Origin of the sequence: Paracoccus sp. J56 (assembly GCF_019633685.1) — a bacterium.
GTDB lineage: Bacteria > Pseudomonadota > Alphaproteobacteria > Rhodobacterales > Rhodobacteraceae > Paracoccus > Paracoccus kondratievae.
Genome location: NZ_JAFL01000009.1, coordinates 144,426 through 160,716 on the forward strand (window position 1 = coordinate 144,426; position 16,291 = coordinate 160,716).

Sequence of the window (16,291 nt, forward strand, 5' to 3'; positions counted from 1 at the left end):
GCCGACCCTAGGACGCACGCGGCCGTCAGTCCAGACCGGCTCAGTCAAGGCCGGCGATGATGGTGCGCAAGGTCACGATCCCCAGCCCCTTGTCAGAGCTGGTCACCACCAGTTGCGGGAATGCGGCAGGGTGTTTCTGCAGCGCCTCCTGCACCTGTTCGATGGTGGCGGCAAGCTGCTGGGCAGTGATCTTGTCAGCCTTGGTCAGCACGACCTGAAAAGGCACTGCCGCACGATCCAGCAGCTGCATGATCTGATGGTCCACGTCCTTGACCCCATGACGGGAATCGATCAGCGCAAAGGCGCGCCGCAGGGTCGGTCGCCCCGAAAGGTAGCTTTTCAGAAGCGCCTGCCATTTCGCCACGACCGCGACCGGGGCCTTGGCAAAACCATAGCCCGGCAGGTCGACAAGATAGGCGCGATCGCCCAGCTTGAAATAGTTGATCTCTTGTGTGCGCCCCGGAGTGTTCGAGGCCCGGGCCAGACCCTTACGCCCGGTTAGCGCATTAATCAGACTGGATTTTCCAACATTTGAACGACCCGCAAAGCAGACCTCGGGCCGGTCGGCGGCCGGCAACCCGTCCATCGCCACCACACCTTTGAGGAAATCGACCGGACCAGCGAAAAGCTGGCGCGCCGCTTCAGCCTCTGCAGGATCAGGCTCGGGAGCCAGGGAAAAGCTGACCTTCATATGCCGAACTCGTCTCCTAGGGCGATCTCGCCGCCGGTTACCACCTCGGCATAAATGCCAAAATCGCGATGGCCGAACTGTGCGTCCAGCGCAGCAGGCATGTCGATATCAATACGGCCGGTGTTCGGATCGGCACTGGTTGCCGGACAGCGACCGATTGTTTCGGTCACGCGCAACTCGACCCCGCCAATCGTCAGAACCTGACCAATCAGATCGCGTTCGCGGTAGGGCTCAAGCCCCTCAAGCCAGATATTGCCGCGCCAGCGCTCGATACCCAGAGGCATTTCCAGCCGCGCCTCAAGATCGGCAAGGCTCGACAGGGACAGAATCGATATCCACGGCTGGTTTGCGTCAGTCCAGCCGGTCGGCCCGCGAACCAGACGGGTTGGTGCTGGTCGATCCTCTGGCCAGAGCGGTCGCACCCATTCAACCAGCCGCCCCCCCTCGGTCTCGGGGTCAAAGACCAGTTCACCAAGTTCGGGGTGGGTCAGGCGGATTGGGCCGGTATCTGCGCCCTCACCCCAGCCGCCTTGAATGGCCTGCAGCCCAGCGGCTGCCGCGCCGCGCAGGAAACAGGATTTAGGCAGCCACCGCGCGGGAACCGGACCAGCGTGACGCTCTCCGCCTTCGTTCAGCAGAGCCCAGATACGATCGCCCGGCAGGCGGCGAGCCGCATCCAGACGGACGCGGCCAAGGTCCTCACCACCGATCGACTTGATCGGATGCCGACGGATCCGGGCGATGCGCGCAGTCATTTGTGGCCCTTATCTCCGCCTTTGGCATCAGACTTGCCATTGCCGTTCGAACGCGAGGGCAAACTGGCGCGAATGTTGCCAAAGAGATCGGGCCGATGACCATGCATGCTCATGATCGTGTACTGCTGAATGATGGTGATGGTGTTGTTGGTGATCCAGTACAGCACCAGCCCCGAGGCAAAGCCCCCCAGCATCAGCATGAAAATCCACGGCATCCAGGCAAAGATCATCTTCTGCGCCGGATCAGCGGGTGCCGGGTTCAGCTTTTGCTGCATCCACATCGAGATACCAAGCAGGATCGCAAGCACCGGCAGGGTAAAGCTGTGCAGGAAGCTGCCCTGACCCGGCGCCGCCCAAGGCAGCAACCCGAACAGGTTCCACAGGCTTGACGGGTCCGGTGCCGCAAGGTCACGGATCCAGCCGATCCAAGGCGCATGACGCAGTTCGATCGTCACGAAGATCACTTTATAGAGCGCAAAGAAGATCGGGATCTGCAACAGCACCGGCAAGCACCCCGCCGCGGGGTTCACCTTTTCGCGCTTGTAGAGCTCCATCACCTCTTTCTGGAACTTCATCCGGTCGTCACCCGTGCGCTCTTTGATCGCCTCCATCTGCGGCTGCAGCTCCTTCATCTTCGCCATCGAGATGTAGGATTTTCGCGCCAGCGGGAAGACGAGCAGCTTGAGCACAAAGGTCAGCGCGATGATCGACCAGCCCATGTTGCCGATCATACCGTGCAGCCAATGCAGCAGACGGAAGATCGGCTTGGTCAGGAAATAGAACCAGCCCCAGTCGATGGAATCGACGAAACCGTCGATGCCGGGGTTCGCTTCATAGCCGCTGATGACTTCCCACACCTTCGCGCCAGCAAAAAGATAACTTGAGGTGGTCACGCTGGCACCCGGGGCGACGGTCTGCATCGGCATCCGCGCCTCGGTCTGATAAATATCGGCGCCGGGGACATATTTCACCGCTGCGGTAAAGCCCTGACCCGGCGCAGGCGCCAGAGTGGTCATCCAATATTTATCGGTAAAGCCGATCCAGCCGTTCTCTTTCACCTCGATCAGCTGGGCAGGGCCTTCGCCCGGCTGCGGATCAAGCTTGGCGATATCCTTGTACTTCTCTTCCAGCAGCTTGCCGTCGGTCATTCCGACAGCGCCTTCGTGCAGCACAAAGAAATTCTGGGTGTCGGGCTGGCCCTGCCGGGCAAGGATGCCATAGGGCGCAGCCGAGAACGGCGCAGCCCCGGTGTTTTCGACTGCCTGAGTGACTGTGAACAGGAATTTGTCGTCCAGCTCATAGGTGCGGCGGAAAATCTGGCCCGCGCCATTGTCCCAGCGCAGCGTGACCGGCTGGCCGGGGGCGAGGGTCGAGCCGGATTCGACCTCCCATACCGTAGCAGGCCCGGGAACCAGCGCAGGATCGGTGCCAGCACCCGGTACCCAGCCATAGACGGCATAATAGGGCTTTTGCACTACAGGCAGGCTGTCACCACCCGGCGCGACAGCAGTACCTTCGGCCTGCTGGGCGGGACGCGTCGTCGGCGAAAGCAGGCGCACGAAAGGCGAATTCGGGTCCAGCGTCTCGCGATAGCCGGTCAGTTCCAGATCATCGATGCGACCGCCAGCCAGCGAAATCGTGCCCGACAGGACCGGAGATTTGATCGTCACACGCCCAGCTGTGACCGAAGGGTCATTGGTCGCAGCACCCACAGCCGCAGGGGCTGGCGTTGCGCCCTGCGGGGCCGCACCCGGCGTTGCGGGGGCGCCATTTTCCGGCGCAGTCGTCCCTTGCGCGTTAATCGCGGTGTCCTGTGCAGGGGGCACCGGCTCGGGCGCGAAGAAAATCGACCAGACGAGCATGACGAGAGCAGAAAGCACCATCGCCAGGATTAGGTTGCGGTTATTGTCTTGCATTCCGGACCAGCCCTTCGTCGTCACCCTGCCTGAGGGTTCGGGGTGCTTCAACAGAAGCGACCGCCAAAGGTCAAGGGAATTTGCCCGCCCTGCAGAGCGATTCCCCTGTCTGCCCCCCTATTCTTGTCCATCGCGGCACGAGATGTGTCCTTGTCTGAAAATGCCTTTGCCAAGACCGATGGTTTCACGCCCTTCCCCATACTTTGGGTGAGAAGCAAGCAGCGAAGCCCCGGTGGAGCAGAAGATCATCAACTTCTTCCGCAGATAATGGCAGAAACACCGCCGGCCCTTGAACCCCATCAACGCCAATTTGGCTAAGGAAGGACCGCTCATCTCGGGTAGAGACCCCATCGGCGATGACTTGCAATCCAAGGTGACGAGCAAGTGCTGTAATCGCCAATAGTGTCCGTTGCTGATCTCCCCGATGATCACAACCGGCAACAAAAGATCTGCCGACACGCACACGATGAAAACCATGATGGCGCAGGTTATCAGGACGCGTCATGCCGGTGCCGAATTCACCTAAACCAAGCTGACAGCCCGCCCTGCGCAATTCTTGCAAGTTAGCGGCAACCACGGCTTGCGTGGCACCTTTGCCAACCGGTTCAATCACTTCGATCTCAAGCCGGTGGGGAGAAAGATCATGCCGCTCAAGCTGTGCCAGAATAACCTCAACGACAGAGGGGCTGGCCAGAATGCGATCCGGAAGGGCCAGTGACAGGCAGGGAACATAGCGGCCCATCCGGTCCCAGCCTCTCAGACTCGCGCAAGCCTCGCGCAGCAGGGCCGTCGTGATCCGCAGCTGCCGGTTGTCATCAAGACGAGGCAATATGCCAGTCAGGTTACGGCCTTGTCCCACCTCTCGAACAAGGTGAATACGGGGCAGGACCTTCAGTGCCAGAACGCTTCCTGTGGTGCAGCAGATTTGCGGCTGGAATTGCAGGCTGATCTGATCATCGCCTGCAAGGACGGGATATGCTCGCCCCTCTTGCCCCTCCATATCGACGAGACGGATATGACTTGAAAGTGTGTGAGGGCTTGACCCATCCAGAACGACCCGGCCATGGGCGTAAAGAGCCGTGCTTTCATGGCAACCAAAGGGATCGGCAACAATCACCCCCTGCACCATCGGGTATAAAGACACCCCCGGCAGGTAGATTCTTTCGCTGCAAATCGCCCTGAGCCGCAAAAGAAGCCCCCGCCCCGCCTGCGGCCCGGGATCAGCGACAAGTCCGCAGATTTCGTCCCCGTCGTCACAGCTGGAATGCAGCGACAGTCCCAGCTCAGCAACCAGACGCGACCTGAGTTGGTCACGTATCTGCCGGGACAGCGCGGAGCCAACGCCGCCCGGCAGATACTCCGGATTTGTTACCCGCAGCACCAGCGCAAAGCGCTGCACGCCCTGCCCGCTCGCCTGTCCCCAGACAGGCCATGTCGGCCATTCAGTGGCCGCCGCAATTCCGTACCCCATGCCCAGACCCGAATCCTGTTTCAGATTCGCAGCCTGCCTCGGATTGCTTTTCGTTCAGTTAATGTTCGCGCAGGATCGGCACGTCTTTTTCATTAGAATGCGCGCTATCTGGCATCAGGGCACTGAAATCGAACAGCTTTGGATCCGGCAGATGCGAGGGACGCACATTCATCAGCGCCCGGAACATGACCTGACGGCGGCCGGGGCTGCGCGATTCCCATTCGTCCAGCAGTTTTTTGACCTGCATGCGCTGCAGCCCTTCCTGACTGCCGCAAAGATCACAGGGAATCACCGGATAGTTCATAGCCGAGGCAAAGCGCGCGCAATCAGCCTCAGCCACGAAGGCAAGAGGGCGCAGCACGTTAAGATCGCCCTCTTCGTTCAACAGCTTCGGTGGCATCGATGCAAGCCGACCACCGTGGAACAAATTCATAAAGAAGGTTTCCAGAATGTCATCGCGATGATGACCCAGAACCACGGCCTGACAGCCCTCTTCACGAGCGATTCGATACAGGTTTCCCCGACGCAGGCGCGAGCACAGGCTGCAATAGGTGCGTCCTTCGGGGACCTTTTCCTTAACGATGGAATAGGTGTCCTGATATTCGATCCGATGCGCAACGCCGCGCTCGGTCAGAAATTCGGGCAGGACTGTTGCCGGAAACCCCGGTTGTCCCTGATCCAGATTGCAGGCCAGCAGATCCACCGGCAAAAGCCCGCGCCATTTCAGCTCGTGCAAAACGGCGAGCAGTGTATAGCTGTCCTTGCCGCCCGAAAGGCAGACCAGCCAGCGGTCGCCCGGACGGATCATGTCGTAGGTCTCGATCGCGGCGCGTGTCTCGCGCACCAGACGTTTGCGTAGCTTGCGAAACCCGGTCGAGGTGGGCGCGCCGTAAAACAGCGGGTGGATCTCCTCACCCGCCTCGAAATCCTCGGATTCGTTGATCTCGTCACGCATCTGTAGATCCCCGTCGCGCCTCTGCGCCCTGATTAACATGTCTGTGCCGCGACGTCAGTCCCGCGACGGATCGGCCTCATTCCCCGGAACCGGGTCATAGCCATGCCCGCCCCAAGGGTGACAGCGACAGATGCGCCGCGCCGCCAGCCATCCGCCGCGAAAGGCACCGTGCCGCTCAAGCGCCTCAAGCGCATAGGCCGAGCAGGTCGGTTGAAAGCGGCATCCGTGGCCGACCCACGGGCTGGCAACAAGGCGATATGCCCGCACCGGCAAAGCCAGAACATGGGCAAGCGGGCTCATCCGCGTTTGCCGTGAATGCGATCGAGCGCATGAAGCAGATCCTGACGCAGATCGGCAAAGCCGCGCTCGACAGTCGCTTTAGGACGCCCGACCAGCACATAGTCCCAGCCGGGCCTGGCGGCTGTGGGCAGGATCTCTCGTGCCAGGGCGCGCAGCCGACGCTTCGCGCGGTTGCGCATCACCGCATTGCCGAGCTTTTTCGAGCAGGTGAAGCCGACCCGGATCAGCTGCCCCGCCTCTTCCCCGTCGCGGGGGCGTGCTTGCAGCAGAAAGCCTGACACCCCCTGCCGCCGGCCAGAGGCAACGCGCAGAAAATCGGCCCGCTTGCGCAGGGTTTCAAGCCTGAGGCCTGAAATGACGGAAGCCGCCCTGTCCGGTGTCGCATCAGCAACGGTCCGGTCAGCGGCGGCAGCTTCTGTGGCACTGTCCGTCACGGATAGCCCACGCCCTGCAACGCAGGAACTCAGGCGCTGAGAACTTTGCGGCCCTTGGCGCGGCGGGCGTTGATCACGCGGCGGCCGCCTTTGGTCGCCATGCGCGCGCGGAAACCGTGGCGGCGGGCGCGAACCAGGTTCGACGGCTGGTAGGTGCGTTTCGACATCTTTCAACTCCGGGTCATGGCGGGCCAGGGTATGGGCTATCGGCCCACGCAAGACGCGCCGGTCATTCGAGGCCCGCTGGATAGTCGCCCCCGCCGTCCAAGTCAACCGCCGAAGCAACGATATCGCAAGGTTTCCGGTATAGACACGAACAGTGGGGAACCGGGACCGTGTCACGCAGGTTTGAACTGCACAAAGCCAATCACTATGTGAAGCAGCGGCGAGACGAGGGGAATAACAAAGCTCATCATGTCCCTGAATACCTTATCAGGCCGGTTCGCGCTGATCACGGGCATTTTCGTGCTTTTGGCCGAGTTGCTGATCCTGCTCCCCTCAATTGCCAATTACCGGCTGGATTTTCTGGAATCGCGGCTGGAACGCGCGCAGATCGCAAGTCTTGCGCTGCTTGCGACGGATGAGTCGCTGGCCACAGATCTGGAATCAGAACTGCTTGAGAATGCGGGGGTCTTTAACGTCGTCCTCAGGCGGAACGATGTGCGTCAGCTTGTGCTGTCTTCGCCGATTCCCGGCCCCATCTCGGCCACCTATGACCTGCGGGATCAGCCTCTGTGGACCTCGGTCCGCGATGCGATTGCCCAGATCGCTGATCCGCGCAATCAGGTGATCCGGGTGATCGGCGCGCCGGTGAACCAAGCCGGACAGCTTATCGAAATCACAACCGACACCCAAAGGCTGCGCACCGGGATGATTGACTACGGGCTGCGGATGCTCGTGATCTCAGCCGCTTTCTCGATCCTTACCGCGGTCTTTCTGAACCTCGCTGCGCAAAGACTGCTGCTGGTTCCGATCCGACGCGTCATCAGCCACATGACCGCCTATGCAGCCTCACCTGAGGATGCCCGCGCCATCATCACGCCGAACGCTCGCCTGGCCGAACTGAACGAGGCCGAGACGGCGCTTGCAGCCATGCAGCGCACGGTGACCTCCTCGCTGAAGCAAAAGGACCGGCTGGCACAGCTGGGTCAGGCAGTGGCGCGGATCAGCCACGATCTGCGCAACATCCTGACGACAGCGCAGATCTTTGCCGACCGGCTAGAGACCAGCGCCGACCCTGCGGTTCGGCGCGCGGCACCCAAACTGGTGAACTCGATCAGCCGGGCGGTGAACCTGTGCGAAACCACGCTGGCTTTTGGCAAGGCCGAAGAGCCGGCCCCTTCCCTGTCGCGTTTCAACCTGCTTGCGCTGGCAACCGAGGTGACCGAGGGCGAATCCATGTCCTCGGACCGTCAGGACGGGGCCGAGCCGATCGAATTTCTGACCGATATCCCCCCCAGCCTGACGGTCCGTGCCGACCGCGATCAGCTTTTCCGGGTGCTGTCGAACCTCGTACGCAACGCCCGTCAGGCGATCGAAGCGACGCGCCAGCCCGGCACAATCGAGATTGGCGCGGGCGAGGACGAATCGGAATGGTGGATACGAATCGGCGATACCGGCCCCGGACTGCCGAAAAAAGCGCGGGATTTCCTGTTCCAACCGTTCTCTGGGGGCTCGCGCAAAGGCGGCACCGGGCTTGGCCTCGCCATCGCGGCAGATCTGGTGCGCAACCACGGCGGCCGGCTGGAACTTTTGCGCAGCGATGAGGACGGGACCCAGTTCATCCTGCACCTGCCGCGCGAACTTGCAGGCATTTCCCCACAGGAAGAGGCAGCCACAACCTAAGGTTAAACAGAGTCGAGACGAAAATTTCTTCAAACGGTCATTTTTGCCCTTGCACCCCCCCGGCACTGTCTCTAAATCACCGCCTCACAGCGGACCCGTAGCTCAGCTGGATAGAGCACCAGACTACGAATCTGGGGGTCGGGCGTTCGAATCGCTCCGGGTCCGCCATTTAATATCCAGACATTATTGCGTCTTTTCACTGCTCTGCCCCTTTCCCGGGGCCGGTTTGCAAAGGCGGTGGCCGGGCTGATCTCGAAAGCCTGAATCGCGGCCCTCGAAAGCGCAGGCGTCATCACCATGTACTTCTCAAGAATACGGGTAGCCGATTGCAGCGTGTGCCCGGTGATCGACGCGATCTGAGGCATCTCGCGCCAGCCTTGGCCAACAACGTGACGGCCGTGCCTCGCAGATCATTGAGGCGCGCGTACAAGGTCACAGACCGTCATTACCTCCTTGCGATGTTGGGCGTCACTGTCGAGGTTGTCAGGCGCGAGACAGGAGAAAACCCATGGACGATGTGCGGGTCATAGAGCTGAAAGCCGAAGATCTGCCGATCTTTAAAAAGATCAGGCTCGAGTCGCTAAAGATGGCCCCCTCGGCCTTCGCCAACACATTCGCAGACTGGTCGTCTTTGTCCGACGAGGAATGGCAGAGCCGGATGAAGTGCCATGTCTTTGTCACGCTGAAAGGGCAAGAGCCGGTGGGAATTATGGGGCTATTGCCCCAGCTTGGGGAAAAGCGTTCTCACCGCGCAACTATCATCATGGTTTACATGCGGGAAAGCGAACGCGGCTCTGGCCTCGCAAGGCATTTGCTGCAGGTGGTCACAGATTTCGCCAGACAGATCGGGGTGCGCCAGCTTGAACTAAACGTCAACCACAGCAACGCCAGGGCCATTCGCTTTTACGAACGGCACGGCTTTGAAACGGTCGGCAGAATACCTGCAGCAACGATTGAGGACGGACATAAGGTGGACGAACTGATCATGGTGCATCAGCTAGACGAGAAAAGCCCAGGTTAGCCCGGTCGGCAGCCCATCTTGAATAGGCCATGCCCCCTGCCCTTTCCGTCCTGCACGCATCCACTCAGGCCAGCGGCTCGGCGATCCCGAAAGCGCTGGCAAGAAAGTTGCGCACCGGCTGCGGCAACTGGCGTCCCGCCATGGTCACGACCTGCAGCACGCTGCCCGAAAATACCTCATCCTCGACCGCGACCTCGGCATGGGTCTGGGTGATGCCATGCATCTGCCCACGAACCGAGGTCGAAAACATGACGCAGCCAGTCATGCAGGAAACGGTTTTCAGCATGGCCATCGAATTGGTCGAAAAGACGCGGTTCAGATTGAACCCCCGCGCCGCCAGAGCGGTCTCGATCAGCTTGCGCTGACTGCGGCTGTTGTCGGGAAAGGCAAAGTCCTGTCCACGCAGATCTTCCAGCGACACCGATGCCCGGCGTGCCAGCGGGTTGTCGCGCGGGATCAGCGCATAGATCGGCCGCACCTCGACAAGCTGGATCGTCAACCCCGGAGGCGAGCTGTGGCTATAAGTGATCCCGATATCGGCCTTGCCTGCCAGCACCCGGGCACAGATATCCTCGGAATTCCCGACCCAGGCATGAACCGTGACTTTGGGATGCTTTTCGCGGAAACGCGCCACCGCCTGGGATAGCGTTTCGATCGCGTAACCTTCGTAGCTTGCCAGCCTGATATGCCCATGATCCGCGGCCTGAAAATTCCGGATCTCGGTCAGCGCCATTTCGGTTTCCAGAGCGATGCGGCTGACATGGCGTGCCAGTTGCTGGCCCGCCTGGCTCAGCACCATACCGCGTGGATGACGCTCAAACAGCGTGGCGCTGAGGTTTTCCTCCAGCTTGATGATCTGGCGGCTGACAGCCGATGCTGAGACGTTCAGCCGTGTGGCCGCTTTGGTGATCGAGCCGGTCTCGGCCACCTCCTGAAAATAACGAAGGGCGATATGCTGCATTCCGCTTTGCGTTTAAAGCAATGATCCGTGAACTTAATGCTGCTTGTTGCACGGCTGGGGACTAAATACCAACACCCATTACACAATCACTCCTCCCGGCATGGGACCGCGCGGCAGCGTTTCCCCCTGTGCCATAACGCCGGTCGCATTTGGGTAGGTTACCATGACCAATGAAACGTTTGCGGAACCGTCCGCATCAAAAGGGCTGCAGCGCGCATTCCGCTTTTTTGCCATCGTCGAAAAAGTCGGCAACCTGCTGCCAAATCCGTTCTGGCTGTTCTGGATCCTCTCGATCCTTCTGGCGGGGATCAGCGCCCTTCTGGCCGGTGCCAGCACCACCAACCCCGCAACCGGCGAAGAAGTGACCGTGCTGAGCATGTTCACCGCCGAGGGGCTGCAGATGGTGTTGGGCACGGCAGTCAAGAACTTTGCCACTTTTCCGCCCATGGCCACGATCATCACCGTGCTGCTCGGTATTGCTGTGGCACAGAAATCTGGCCTGATCGACGCGCTGCTGCGGGGGATGGTGACCCGTGTTCCGGCCAAATACCTGACATTTGCACTGTCGATGGCGGGCATGGTCGGTCACGTCGCGGGCGACGCCGCTTATGTGACGCTGATCCCGCTGGGCGCGATGGTCTTTCTGGCAGCAGGGCGCAGCCCACTGATCGGGATCGTGGTTGCCTATGTGTCGATTGCCGCAGGCTATGACGCCTCGCCCTCGCTGACCACGACGGATGTGCTGCTGTCAGGACTGACCACGGCGGCTGCCCATACCATCGACCCGGCCTATGTCGTGACTCCGGTTACTAACTATTACTTCGGCCTCGCCTCTTCGTTCCTGATCGCGCTGGCAATCACGGTAGTGACTGAAAAAGTGCTGGTCCGTCGTCCTGACCTGCAAGTGGATGACGATGTTGACCTGACCAACCCCGCCAAGCTTGCCACGCTTGAGACTACGCCCGCTGCCCGCCGCGCAATGCGCCTGACCGGCCTTGCCGCGCTGGTGTTCGCGGCGGTGATCGTTCTTGCCTTGGTGCCTGCCAACTCGCCCCTGCGTGGTGAAGGCGGAGGTATCGTGAACTCGGTCGTGTTCAGCGGCATGGCGTTCATTCTTTGCCTGTTCTTTACCACTATTGGCCTGGTCTACGGCTTTGTCAGCGGCAGCTTTGCCAAAAGCCACGACATCATCGACGCAATGATTGATGGCGTACGTTCACTCGCCCCGATCCTTGTGCTGTTCTTTGCAATCGCGCAGTTCCTTGCCTATTTCAAATGGACCAAGATCGGCGAGGTCATGGCGATCACCAGCGCCGAATGGCTGGCAAAGATGAACGTGCCGGGCTGGGCAATCCTGCTTGGGATTGCGATCCTGATTACCTTCATGAACTTTGTCATCACCAGCGGATCTGCGCTTTGGGCGCTGGCCGCTCCGGTCTTCGTGCCGATGCTGATGCTGCTGAACATCCCGCCTGAGACGACGCAGGCCGTTTACCGGATCGCGGATTCCGTCACCAACAGCGTCACCCCGATGAGCCCGTATTTCGTCATGGCGCTTGGCTTTATGCAGCAATACCGCAAAAGCGCGGGGATCGGGACACTTGCCTCGTTCACCATCCCGATCGCCATCGTGGTCTGGATCGTCTGGATGGCCTTTTTCATGGCCTGGTATTTCACCGGCTTCCCCTTTGGCCCCGGCTATTGATCCTGAGAGCGCGCAATGAACGTTTCAACACCCTTTCCGTCAGCGGAAACCGTCCAACAGATCACAGCCGATATCATCGAGCTGGTCGAATGCGAAAGCCACAGCTACGACCGTCAGGGGTTGGATGCCTGCCTGTCGCTGCTGATTGATCTGACAGAGCGACGCCTTGGCAAACCCGCCGAGATGCAGCGTTATCCCGGAGGGGAACAGGGCGATATCGTCACCCTGACCTATCCGGGCAGCGGAACCGGTCATATCGCCATCATCGGGCATTACGACACGGTCTGGCCCCGGGGCACGCTTGCCGCCTGGGGTGAGCGGTCATCGCAGGACGACACCGGGCGGCTGCGCCTTAGCGGTCCCGGGATTCTCGACATGAAAACCGGGGTCGTGCAGGGTATCTGGGCGCTGCGGCTGGCGCGCGAAAGCGGTCTGCAGGTCCCGACCGTCACCTTCCTTTTCAACGGCGACGAAGAGATAGGCTCGCTCGCATCACGCAAGGTGATTGAAAGCGTTACGGCACCACTTGATGCAACGCTGGTACTGGAACCCAGCCACCACGGTGCGGTCAAGACCGAACGCAAGGGCGTTGGCCTGTTCAAGGTCGTCGCAACCGGGGTTGAATCGCATGCCGGTCTGAACCCGGCAGCCGGGGCCAGCGCGATCCACGCCATGGCCGAATTCATCACCGCCATCATCGCCGCTGCCGATCCCGCAAAGGGCACAACGATCAACGCCGGACTGGTCGAAGGCGGTACCGGCAGCAATGTCGTCGCTGGCCGCTGTGCGGTTCAGTTTGACATCCGGGTGAGGTCTTTGGACGAGCAGGCCCGCATCGATACCGCCTTCGACGCAGTCACGGTCTCGGACCCCCGGGTCAAGATCGAGGTCAGGCATAACTGGAACCGCCCGCCAATGGAGCTGACCAAAGCTTCGCTGCCCTTGCTCGAACATGCGCGGCAGGTTGCAAGCGAACTGGGCTTTGCTTTGCAAAATGTCGCTGTGGGCGGTGCGAGCGACGCAAACTTTGTCGCTGGACTGGGCCGTCCGGTTCTCTGCGGTCTCGGCGCGGTCGGCGACGGTGCCCATGCCCGCAACGAGTTTATCTATGCAGATATGACCGGCAGGCAGACGGCACTGCTGACCGGCATCATCCAGCGCCTCGCCAACGGGATATGACCACCATACGGCCGCCACGCTTTCAGCACCAGCACCGGGGGGCACGCTGACCCTCGGCGTTGCCCGAAACAACTGAACCCCGCTCCCAGATCGCTGTGTGATCGGAACGGGGCTGTCTTTCGTTTCGACAAAACGGCTATGGTATCCCCGCCGCCCCAAATTGATCGGCACGAACGGGGCCGGATACACCCTTACCCCTGAGTTTTCCTGTAGTTAGGTTCCCCCCTTTTGGGGACCTTCTGTGTCGAAGGGAGGCTCAGTTACTCTGGACGGCATCGTGGCTGCCTGTTGAGGGGCCGATTGCCTGCCAGGTCACCGAGGCCCGCGCGATATGCGTGTCGCCCCAGGTCACAAACTCGACCACAAAACCAGAGCGTGTCACCTCCACCGCCTCGAGCCGGAAGCGCAGGTTCTGGTCATGCGCCGCATCAAGCCCGCTCAGCCCCAGGTTCACGCATGGAACCGCACCGAAAGGCGCGACAAATGAGGTGCTGATCCGGACACTCCGGTCACCACTGCCCGCCCACATCGGCAGCCCCGCATCAACATGGTTGAAGAGCTCGCCCGAGGCGCTGATCATCTGAAGCTCTCCGGTCCAGATCAGGTTCTGCGTAAAAGGAGAGCGCGTATCATCCAACATCTTCTGATCTCCGATCCTGATCGACCCCCGGCCGCGGCCGGGGCTTACGAAGCGCGGCTTCACAAGGACAAATCGGGTTCAGAGGCGCCGGCGGGACTGGTGCCCGCGGCCTTCTGACGCTGCCCCTCACTGAGGCAGATCTGATCCGCGGCAGCCACCGTCATATTCGCCGGGCGATCAATCGAGCGGTCCCAGGTGACGAGCGATCTGGTGTAAAGCTGGCAGGTGACCGGGCCCGAGGCCGTCTGGACCGTCACCGGCGCCGTTTCATAATCCTTGGGGTCGATCGAACAGGCCGCAAGCAGCCCCAGCGCCAGGACCGGCAGGAATTTGTTCATCTCTGGTTACCTTCTGCTACCATTACACAAGACAGGGCGCGGAACTCCCGGGCCCGCCGTTACTTCCGCCCCGCCCGACACGGGGCGGGACGGTCATCACAAACCGGTATTCCGGCCGGTCGGATCGCGGGTCTCAGCCGTCTGCGGCGCCATCAGGGCAATCATCGCACCCAGGCTGGAAACGATGCGGCGGGTTTCGCCCTCGGGCACCATCTCTGCCGTTGTCGAGAGAAGCTCCGAGACAACCTTCAGGACCGCCTGCTGCCCGTCTGCGAACCCGGCCTCGTACCAGGACCGATGACTGTCGGAATTCATCAGATACCTCCCCACCAAAGCACCCCATTGCGCATTCGGGCCGAGCAGATGCCGGCGCCCGCCTGCCAGTCGGATTGCGGGTACGTGCGACGGTTCATCCGACACGGGAGAGACCTTTACGGCGCATCATGCGACCCCGGGCCGGATGTGAAGACCGTGCACCACGCATGCCAATCATCCGGCACAAGGCCGCATCGGGCCTGCGGCCGGGCAGACAGGGCCCCGGCGCGCAGATCGGTCAGCCTGCCGCATGTGCCGGGACACGGCCCACGGGCGTGATCCCCGTCAACATCCCCCGGCCCTTAGTGAAGGGCGCGCCCGACGGGATCATGCTCGACAAGCGGGCGGCTGTTCTGCAGATGCCGCACCCCCATCTTGCGCGCCTGACGGCCCGAGGGCAGAAACCGCGCCGGCTGCGGCACATGGGACGGATCCGCAAGCTCGGGGAAAAGCGCGCAGATCTCCTGCACCGCCTCGTCGCCGACGGATTTCAGCGCCTGCGGGCCGGTATAAAGCGACTCGGTCTCGGCCCCGTTCGAGATCACCACCTCGTGCCGGTCGAAGAGGATGTGGAAATACTCGACCTCCTGCACGTCGTCGGCGATGTCGATCCCGTCCAGCAGCACAAGCTGCTTGGCCGCGACCAGAACCTCCATCGCGCCGAACATCTTCTGCGCGACCTTCGAGCGCACCAGCACCCGATGCTGCGGCGAGACCATCAGATCGCTGGCAGGCACCCCCGGCCCCATCGCGCCGGCCCTGATGCGGACCGGACGCAGGTTCGGCATCGTTTCAAGCTCATGCGCCCAGAGCTGGCGCGAGCCGATCCAGCGCACAGGCTGAAGCCCGTGGTCCCGCGTCAGCACAAGATCCCCGACACAAAGATCCTCAACCGCAACCTCACCACGATCCGTCATGAGCAAGGTGCCGCGGACAAAACACACAACCGGAAGCGGGTCATTGCCACCCTTGGCCTTGAACTGCGTGTCGTCAACATACGGCCTGATATAATCTTCAGTCAGTCTTTCCAGTTTATCGAGCCATTTTTTCCAAGGCGCAAAAGCCTCGTCCCTGGCCTTGAGAGCCGCCGCGACTTTCTGCTCATGGGTCATAGTATTCGGATACCCATTATAAGCCTTAAAGAAAGCGTCGTTTGCAGCCTTATCAGCATCTGGCCGCAGCAAATCGTAAAGCTTTTTCTGGAACTCTTCCGGCGTCTGGCCATGCGCTGCGTATGTTTTTCCATTAATGGAAAAGCCACCGCCAACAATCGGAGTCTCATATTTGGACAGATCCGTATCACTGACGAAGTAGGTATTCCCATCGGAACCCTTGATCAAATGCCCTTTGATGTTACCGTGAAAGATGCTGATCTGCCCCTGACCCGGGACATCCACAACCTGAGAAGGACTGGTCAGGATGGTTTCCACGGAGCCGACGTAAGTCCCGGTAATTTTCTCGCCATTCGGGAGATGTACAGTTACATCCTGCCCGTTCTTGGCGGTAGACGACGGGTTGCCGTTCGTTCCTTTCGCCGAGATGTGATCAAGCTCTTCCGACCCTTGCGATATGTCGGAATAGTTTCCCTTCCAGTTATCATTGACCTTCCACTTATCTCCATCCTTGACGAGGAGATTGTCATCCACTTTCGTGATATACATTTCATTACCCCACAACCATCGGCACCGCCGTGCCGAGAAACTCGTTACGATCTTGACAAGCACACTTCAGACGCCAGCCGGATGAACTGGCAGGTCAGCTATTT

At 60.7% G+C, this 16,291-nt stretch carries 17 protein-coding genes and 1 tRNA gene; 5 read left to right on the top strand and 13 right to left on the bottom strand.

From position 1 onward, the window contains the following. Positions 1 to 40: 40 nt before the first annotated feature. The 8 genes from yihA to rpmH all read right to left on the bottom strand — a co-directional run bounded on the left by yihA (position 41) and on the right by rpmH (position 6,689). On the bottom strand, positions 41 to 691 hold the full coding sequence (yihA, locus tag M511_RS08935) for a ribosome biogenesis GTP-binding protein YihA/YsxC (RefSeq protein ID WP_010396864.1): 651 nt from the start codon (positions 689 to 691) through the stop codon (positions 41 to 43). Next, complete coding sequence (locus tag M511_RS08940) at positions 688 to 1,446, bottom strand: MOSC domain-containing protein (protein WP_085501972.1); 759 nt, start codon at positions 1,444 to 1,446, stop codon at positions 688 to 690. Before M511_RS08940 ends, yihA begins: the two co-directional genes overlap by 4 nt. Then, a complete protein-coding gene (gene yidC / locus M511_RS08945; RefSeq protein WP_085501973.1) occupies positions 1,443 to 3,362 on the bottom strand; it encodes a membrane protein insertase YidC in 1,920 nt (639 codons plus the stop codon). Before yidC ends, M511_RS08940 begins: the two co-directional genes overlap by 4 nt. Before the next feature lie 184 nt (positions 3,363 to 3,546). After that, positions 3,547 to 4,833 (bottom strand): EAL domain-containing protein, encoded by a 1,287-nt coding sequence (locus M511_RS08950; protein ID WP_085501974.1) that lies wholly within the window; start codon positions 4,831 to 4,833, stop codon positions 3,547 to 3,549. A 58-nt stretch (positions 4,834 to 4,891) separates the two neighbouring features. Further along, positions 4,892 to 5,788: a tRNA 2-thiocytidine(32) synthetase TtcA gene (gene ttcA, locus M511_RS08955; protein ID WP_010396873.1), complete on the bottom strand. Its 897-nt coding sequence runs from the start codon at positions 5,786 to 5,788 to the stop codon at positions 4,892 to 4,894. A 54-nt stretch (positions 5,789 to 5,842) separates the two neighbouring features. After that, positions 5,843 to 6,088, bottom strand: coding sequence for a membrane protein insertion efficiency factor YidD (gene yidD / locus M511_RS08960; RefSeq protein WP_010396875.1), 246 nt, complete (start codon positions 6,086 to 6,088; stop codon positions 5,843 to 5,845). Further along, positions 6,085 to 6,522, bottom strand: coding sequence for a ribonuclease P protein component (gene rnpA / locus M511_RS08965; RefSeq protein ID WP_010396877.1), 438 nt, complete (start codon positions 6,520 to 6,522; stop codon positions 6,085 to 6,087). Before rnpA ends, yidD begins: the two co-directional genes overlap by 4 nt. 29 nt (positions 6,523 to 6,551) lie before the next feature. Continuing rightward, a complete protein-coding gene (gene rpmH, locus M511_RS08970) occupies positions 6,552 to 6,689 on the bottom strand; it encodes a 50S ribosomal protein L34 (RefSeq protein ID WP_010396879.1) in 138 nt (45 codons plus the stop codon). Between the two features lie 247 nt (positions 6,690 to 6,936). Here rpmH and M511_RS08975 point away from each other — a divergent pair, with 247 nt between their 5' ends. The 3 genes from M511_RS08975 (at position 6,937) to M511_RS08985 (ending at position 9,388) form a co-directional block, all read left to right on the top strand. After that, positions 6,937 to 8,367, top strand: coding sequence for a sensor histidine kinase (locus M511_RS08975; protein WP_010396882.1), 1,431 nt, complete (start codon positions 6,937 to 6,939; stop codon positions 8,365 to 8,367). 91 nt (positions 8,368 to 8,458) lie between these two features. After that, positions 8,459 to 8,535: transfer RNA gene (locus tag M511_RS08980), tRNA-Arg, on the top strand. Positions 8,536 to 8,875: 340 nt separating this feature from the next. Beyond that, positions 8,876 to 9,388 carry a GNAT family N-acetyltransferase gene (locus M511_RS08985; RefSeq protein WP_085501975.1) on the top strand — a complete coding sequence of 171 codons (513 nt, stop codon included), beginning with the start codon at positions 8,876 to 8,878 and terminating at the stop codon, positions 9,386 to 9,388. Positions 9,389 to 9,452: 64 nt separating this feature from the next. Here M511_RS08985 and M511_RS08990 read toward each other — a convergent pair whose 3' ends face one another. Then, positions 9,453 to 10,349, bottom strand: a complete 897-nt coding sequence (locus M511_RS08990; RefSeq protein ID WP_085501976.1) for a LysR family transcriptional regulator — start codon at positions 10,347 to 10,349, stop codon at positions 9,453 to 9,455. 163 nt (positions 10,350 to 10,512) lie between these two features. Between M511_RS08990 and M511_RS08995 the strand changes: the two genes are divergently transcribed. Further along, positions 10,513 to 12,054 carry an AbgT family transporter gene (locus M511_RS08995; protein WP_085501977.1) on the top strand — a complete coding sequence of 514 codons (1,542 nt, stop codon included), beginning with the start codon at positions 10,513 to 10,515 and terminating at the stop codon, positions 12,052 to 12,054. 15 nt (positions 12,055 to 12,069) lie between these two features. Beyond that, entirely contained in the window at positions 12,070 to 13,233 is a 1,164-nt protein-coding gene (locus M511_RS09000; RefSeq protein WP_085501978.1) for a M20 family metallopeptidase, read from the top strand. Positions 13,234 to 13,489: 256 nt separating this feature from the next. On the opposite strand, the gene M511_RS09005 is transcribed toward M511_RS09000, so the two are convergent. The 4 genes from M511_RS09005 to M511_RS19160 all read right to left on the bottom strand — a co-directional run bounded on the left by M511_RS09005 (position 13,490) and on the right by M511_RS19160 (position 16,250). Next, complete coding sequence (locus M511_RS09005; protein ID WP_010400911.1) at positions 13,490 to 13,873, bottom strand: H-type lectin domain-containing protein; 384 nt, start codon at positions 13,871 to 13,873, stop codon at positions 13,490 to 13,492. Positions 13,874 to 13,932: 59 nt separating this feature from the next. Beyond that, on the bottom strand, positions 13,933 to 14,211 hold the full coding sequence (locus M511_RS09010) for a hypothetical protein (RefSeq protein WP_010400914.1): 279 nt from the start codon (positions 14,209 to 14,211) through the stop codon (positions 13,933 to 13,935). A 96-nt stretch (positions 14,212 to 14,307) separates the two neighbouring features. Then, positions 14,308 to 14,526 (bottom strand): hypothetical protein, encoded by a 219-nt coding sequence (locus M511_RS09015; protein WP_010400916.1) that lies wholly within the window; start codon positions 14,524 to 14,526, stop codon positions 14,308 to 14,310. 302 nt (positions 14,527 to 14,828) lie between these two features. Beyond that, a complete protein-coding gene (locus tag M511_RS19160) occupies positions 14,829 to 16,250 on the bottom strand; it encodes a Hint domain-containing protein (RefSeq protein WP_254901044.1) in 1,422 nt (473 codons plus the stop codon). Between the last annotated feature and the right edge of the window lie 41 nt (positions 16,251 to 16,291).

Coding starts and splice junctions, on each gene's coding strand:
- yihA (WP_010396864.1), bottom strand. CDS start 691: ATGAAGGTCAGCTTTTCCCTGGCTCCCGAGCCTGATCCTGCAGAGGCT.
- M511_RS08940 (WP_085501972.1), bottom strand. CDS start 1,446: ATGACTGCGCGCATCGCCCGGATCCGTCGGCATCCGATCAAGTCGATC.
- yidC (WP_085501973.1), bottom strand. CDS start 3,362: ATGCAAGACAATAACCGCAACCTAATCCTGGCGATGGTGCTTTCTGCT.
- M511_RS08950 (WP_085501974.1), bottom strand. CDS start 4,833: ATGGGGTACGGAATTGCGGCGGCCACTGAATGGCCGACATGGCCTGTC.
- ttcA (WP_010396873.1), bottom strand. CDS start 5,788: ATGCGTGACGAGATCAACGAATCCGAGGATTTCGAGGCGGGTGAGGAG.
- yidD (WP_010396875.1), bottom strand. CDS start 6,088: ATGAGCCCGCTTGCCCATGTTCTGGCTTTGCCGGTGCGGGCATATCGC.
- rpmH (WP_010396879.1), bottom strand. CDS start 6,689: ATGTCGAAACGCACCTACCAGCCGTCGAACCTGGTTCGCGCCCGCCGC.
- M511_RS08975 (WP_010396882.1), top strand. CDS start 6,937: ATGTCCCTGAATACCTTATCAGGCCGGTTCGCGCTGATCACGGGCATT.
- M511_RS08985 (WP_085501975.1), top strand. CDS start 8,876: ATGGACGATGTGCGGGTCATAGAGCTGAAAGCCGAAGATCTGCCGATC.
- M511_RS08990 (WP_085501976.1), bottom strand. CDS start 10,349: ATGCAGCATATCGCCCTTCGTTATTTTCAGGAGGTGGCCGAGACCGGC.
- M511_RS08995 (WP_085501977.1), top strand. CDS start 10,513: ATGACCAATGAAACGTTTGCGGAACCGTCCGCATCAAAAGGGCTGCAG.
- M511_RS09000 (WP_085501978.1), top strand. CDS start 12,070: ATGAACGTTTCAACACCCTTTCCGTCAGCGGAAACCGTCCAACAGATC.
- M511_RS09005 (WP_010400911.1), bottom strand. CDS start 13,873: ATGTTGGATGATACGCGCTCTCCTTTTACGCAGAACCTGATCTGGACC.
- M511_RS09010 (WP_010400914.1), bottom strand. CDS start 14,211: ATGAACAAATTCCTGCCGGTCCTGGCGCTGGGGCTGCTTGCGGCCTGT.
- M511_RS09015 (WP_010400916.1), bottom strand. CDS start 14,526: ATGAATTCCGACAGTCATCGGTCCTGGTACGAGGCCGGGTTCGCAGAC.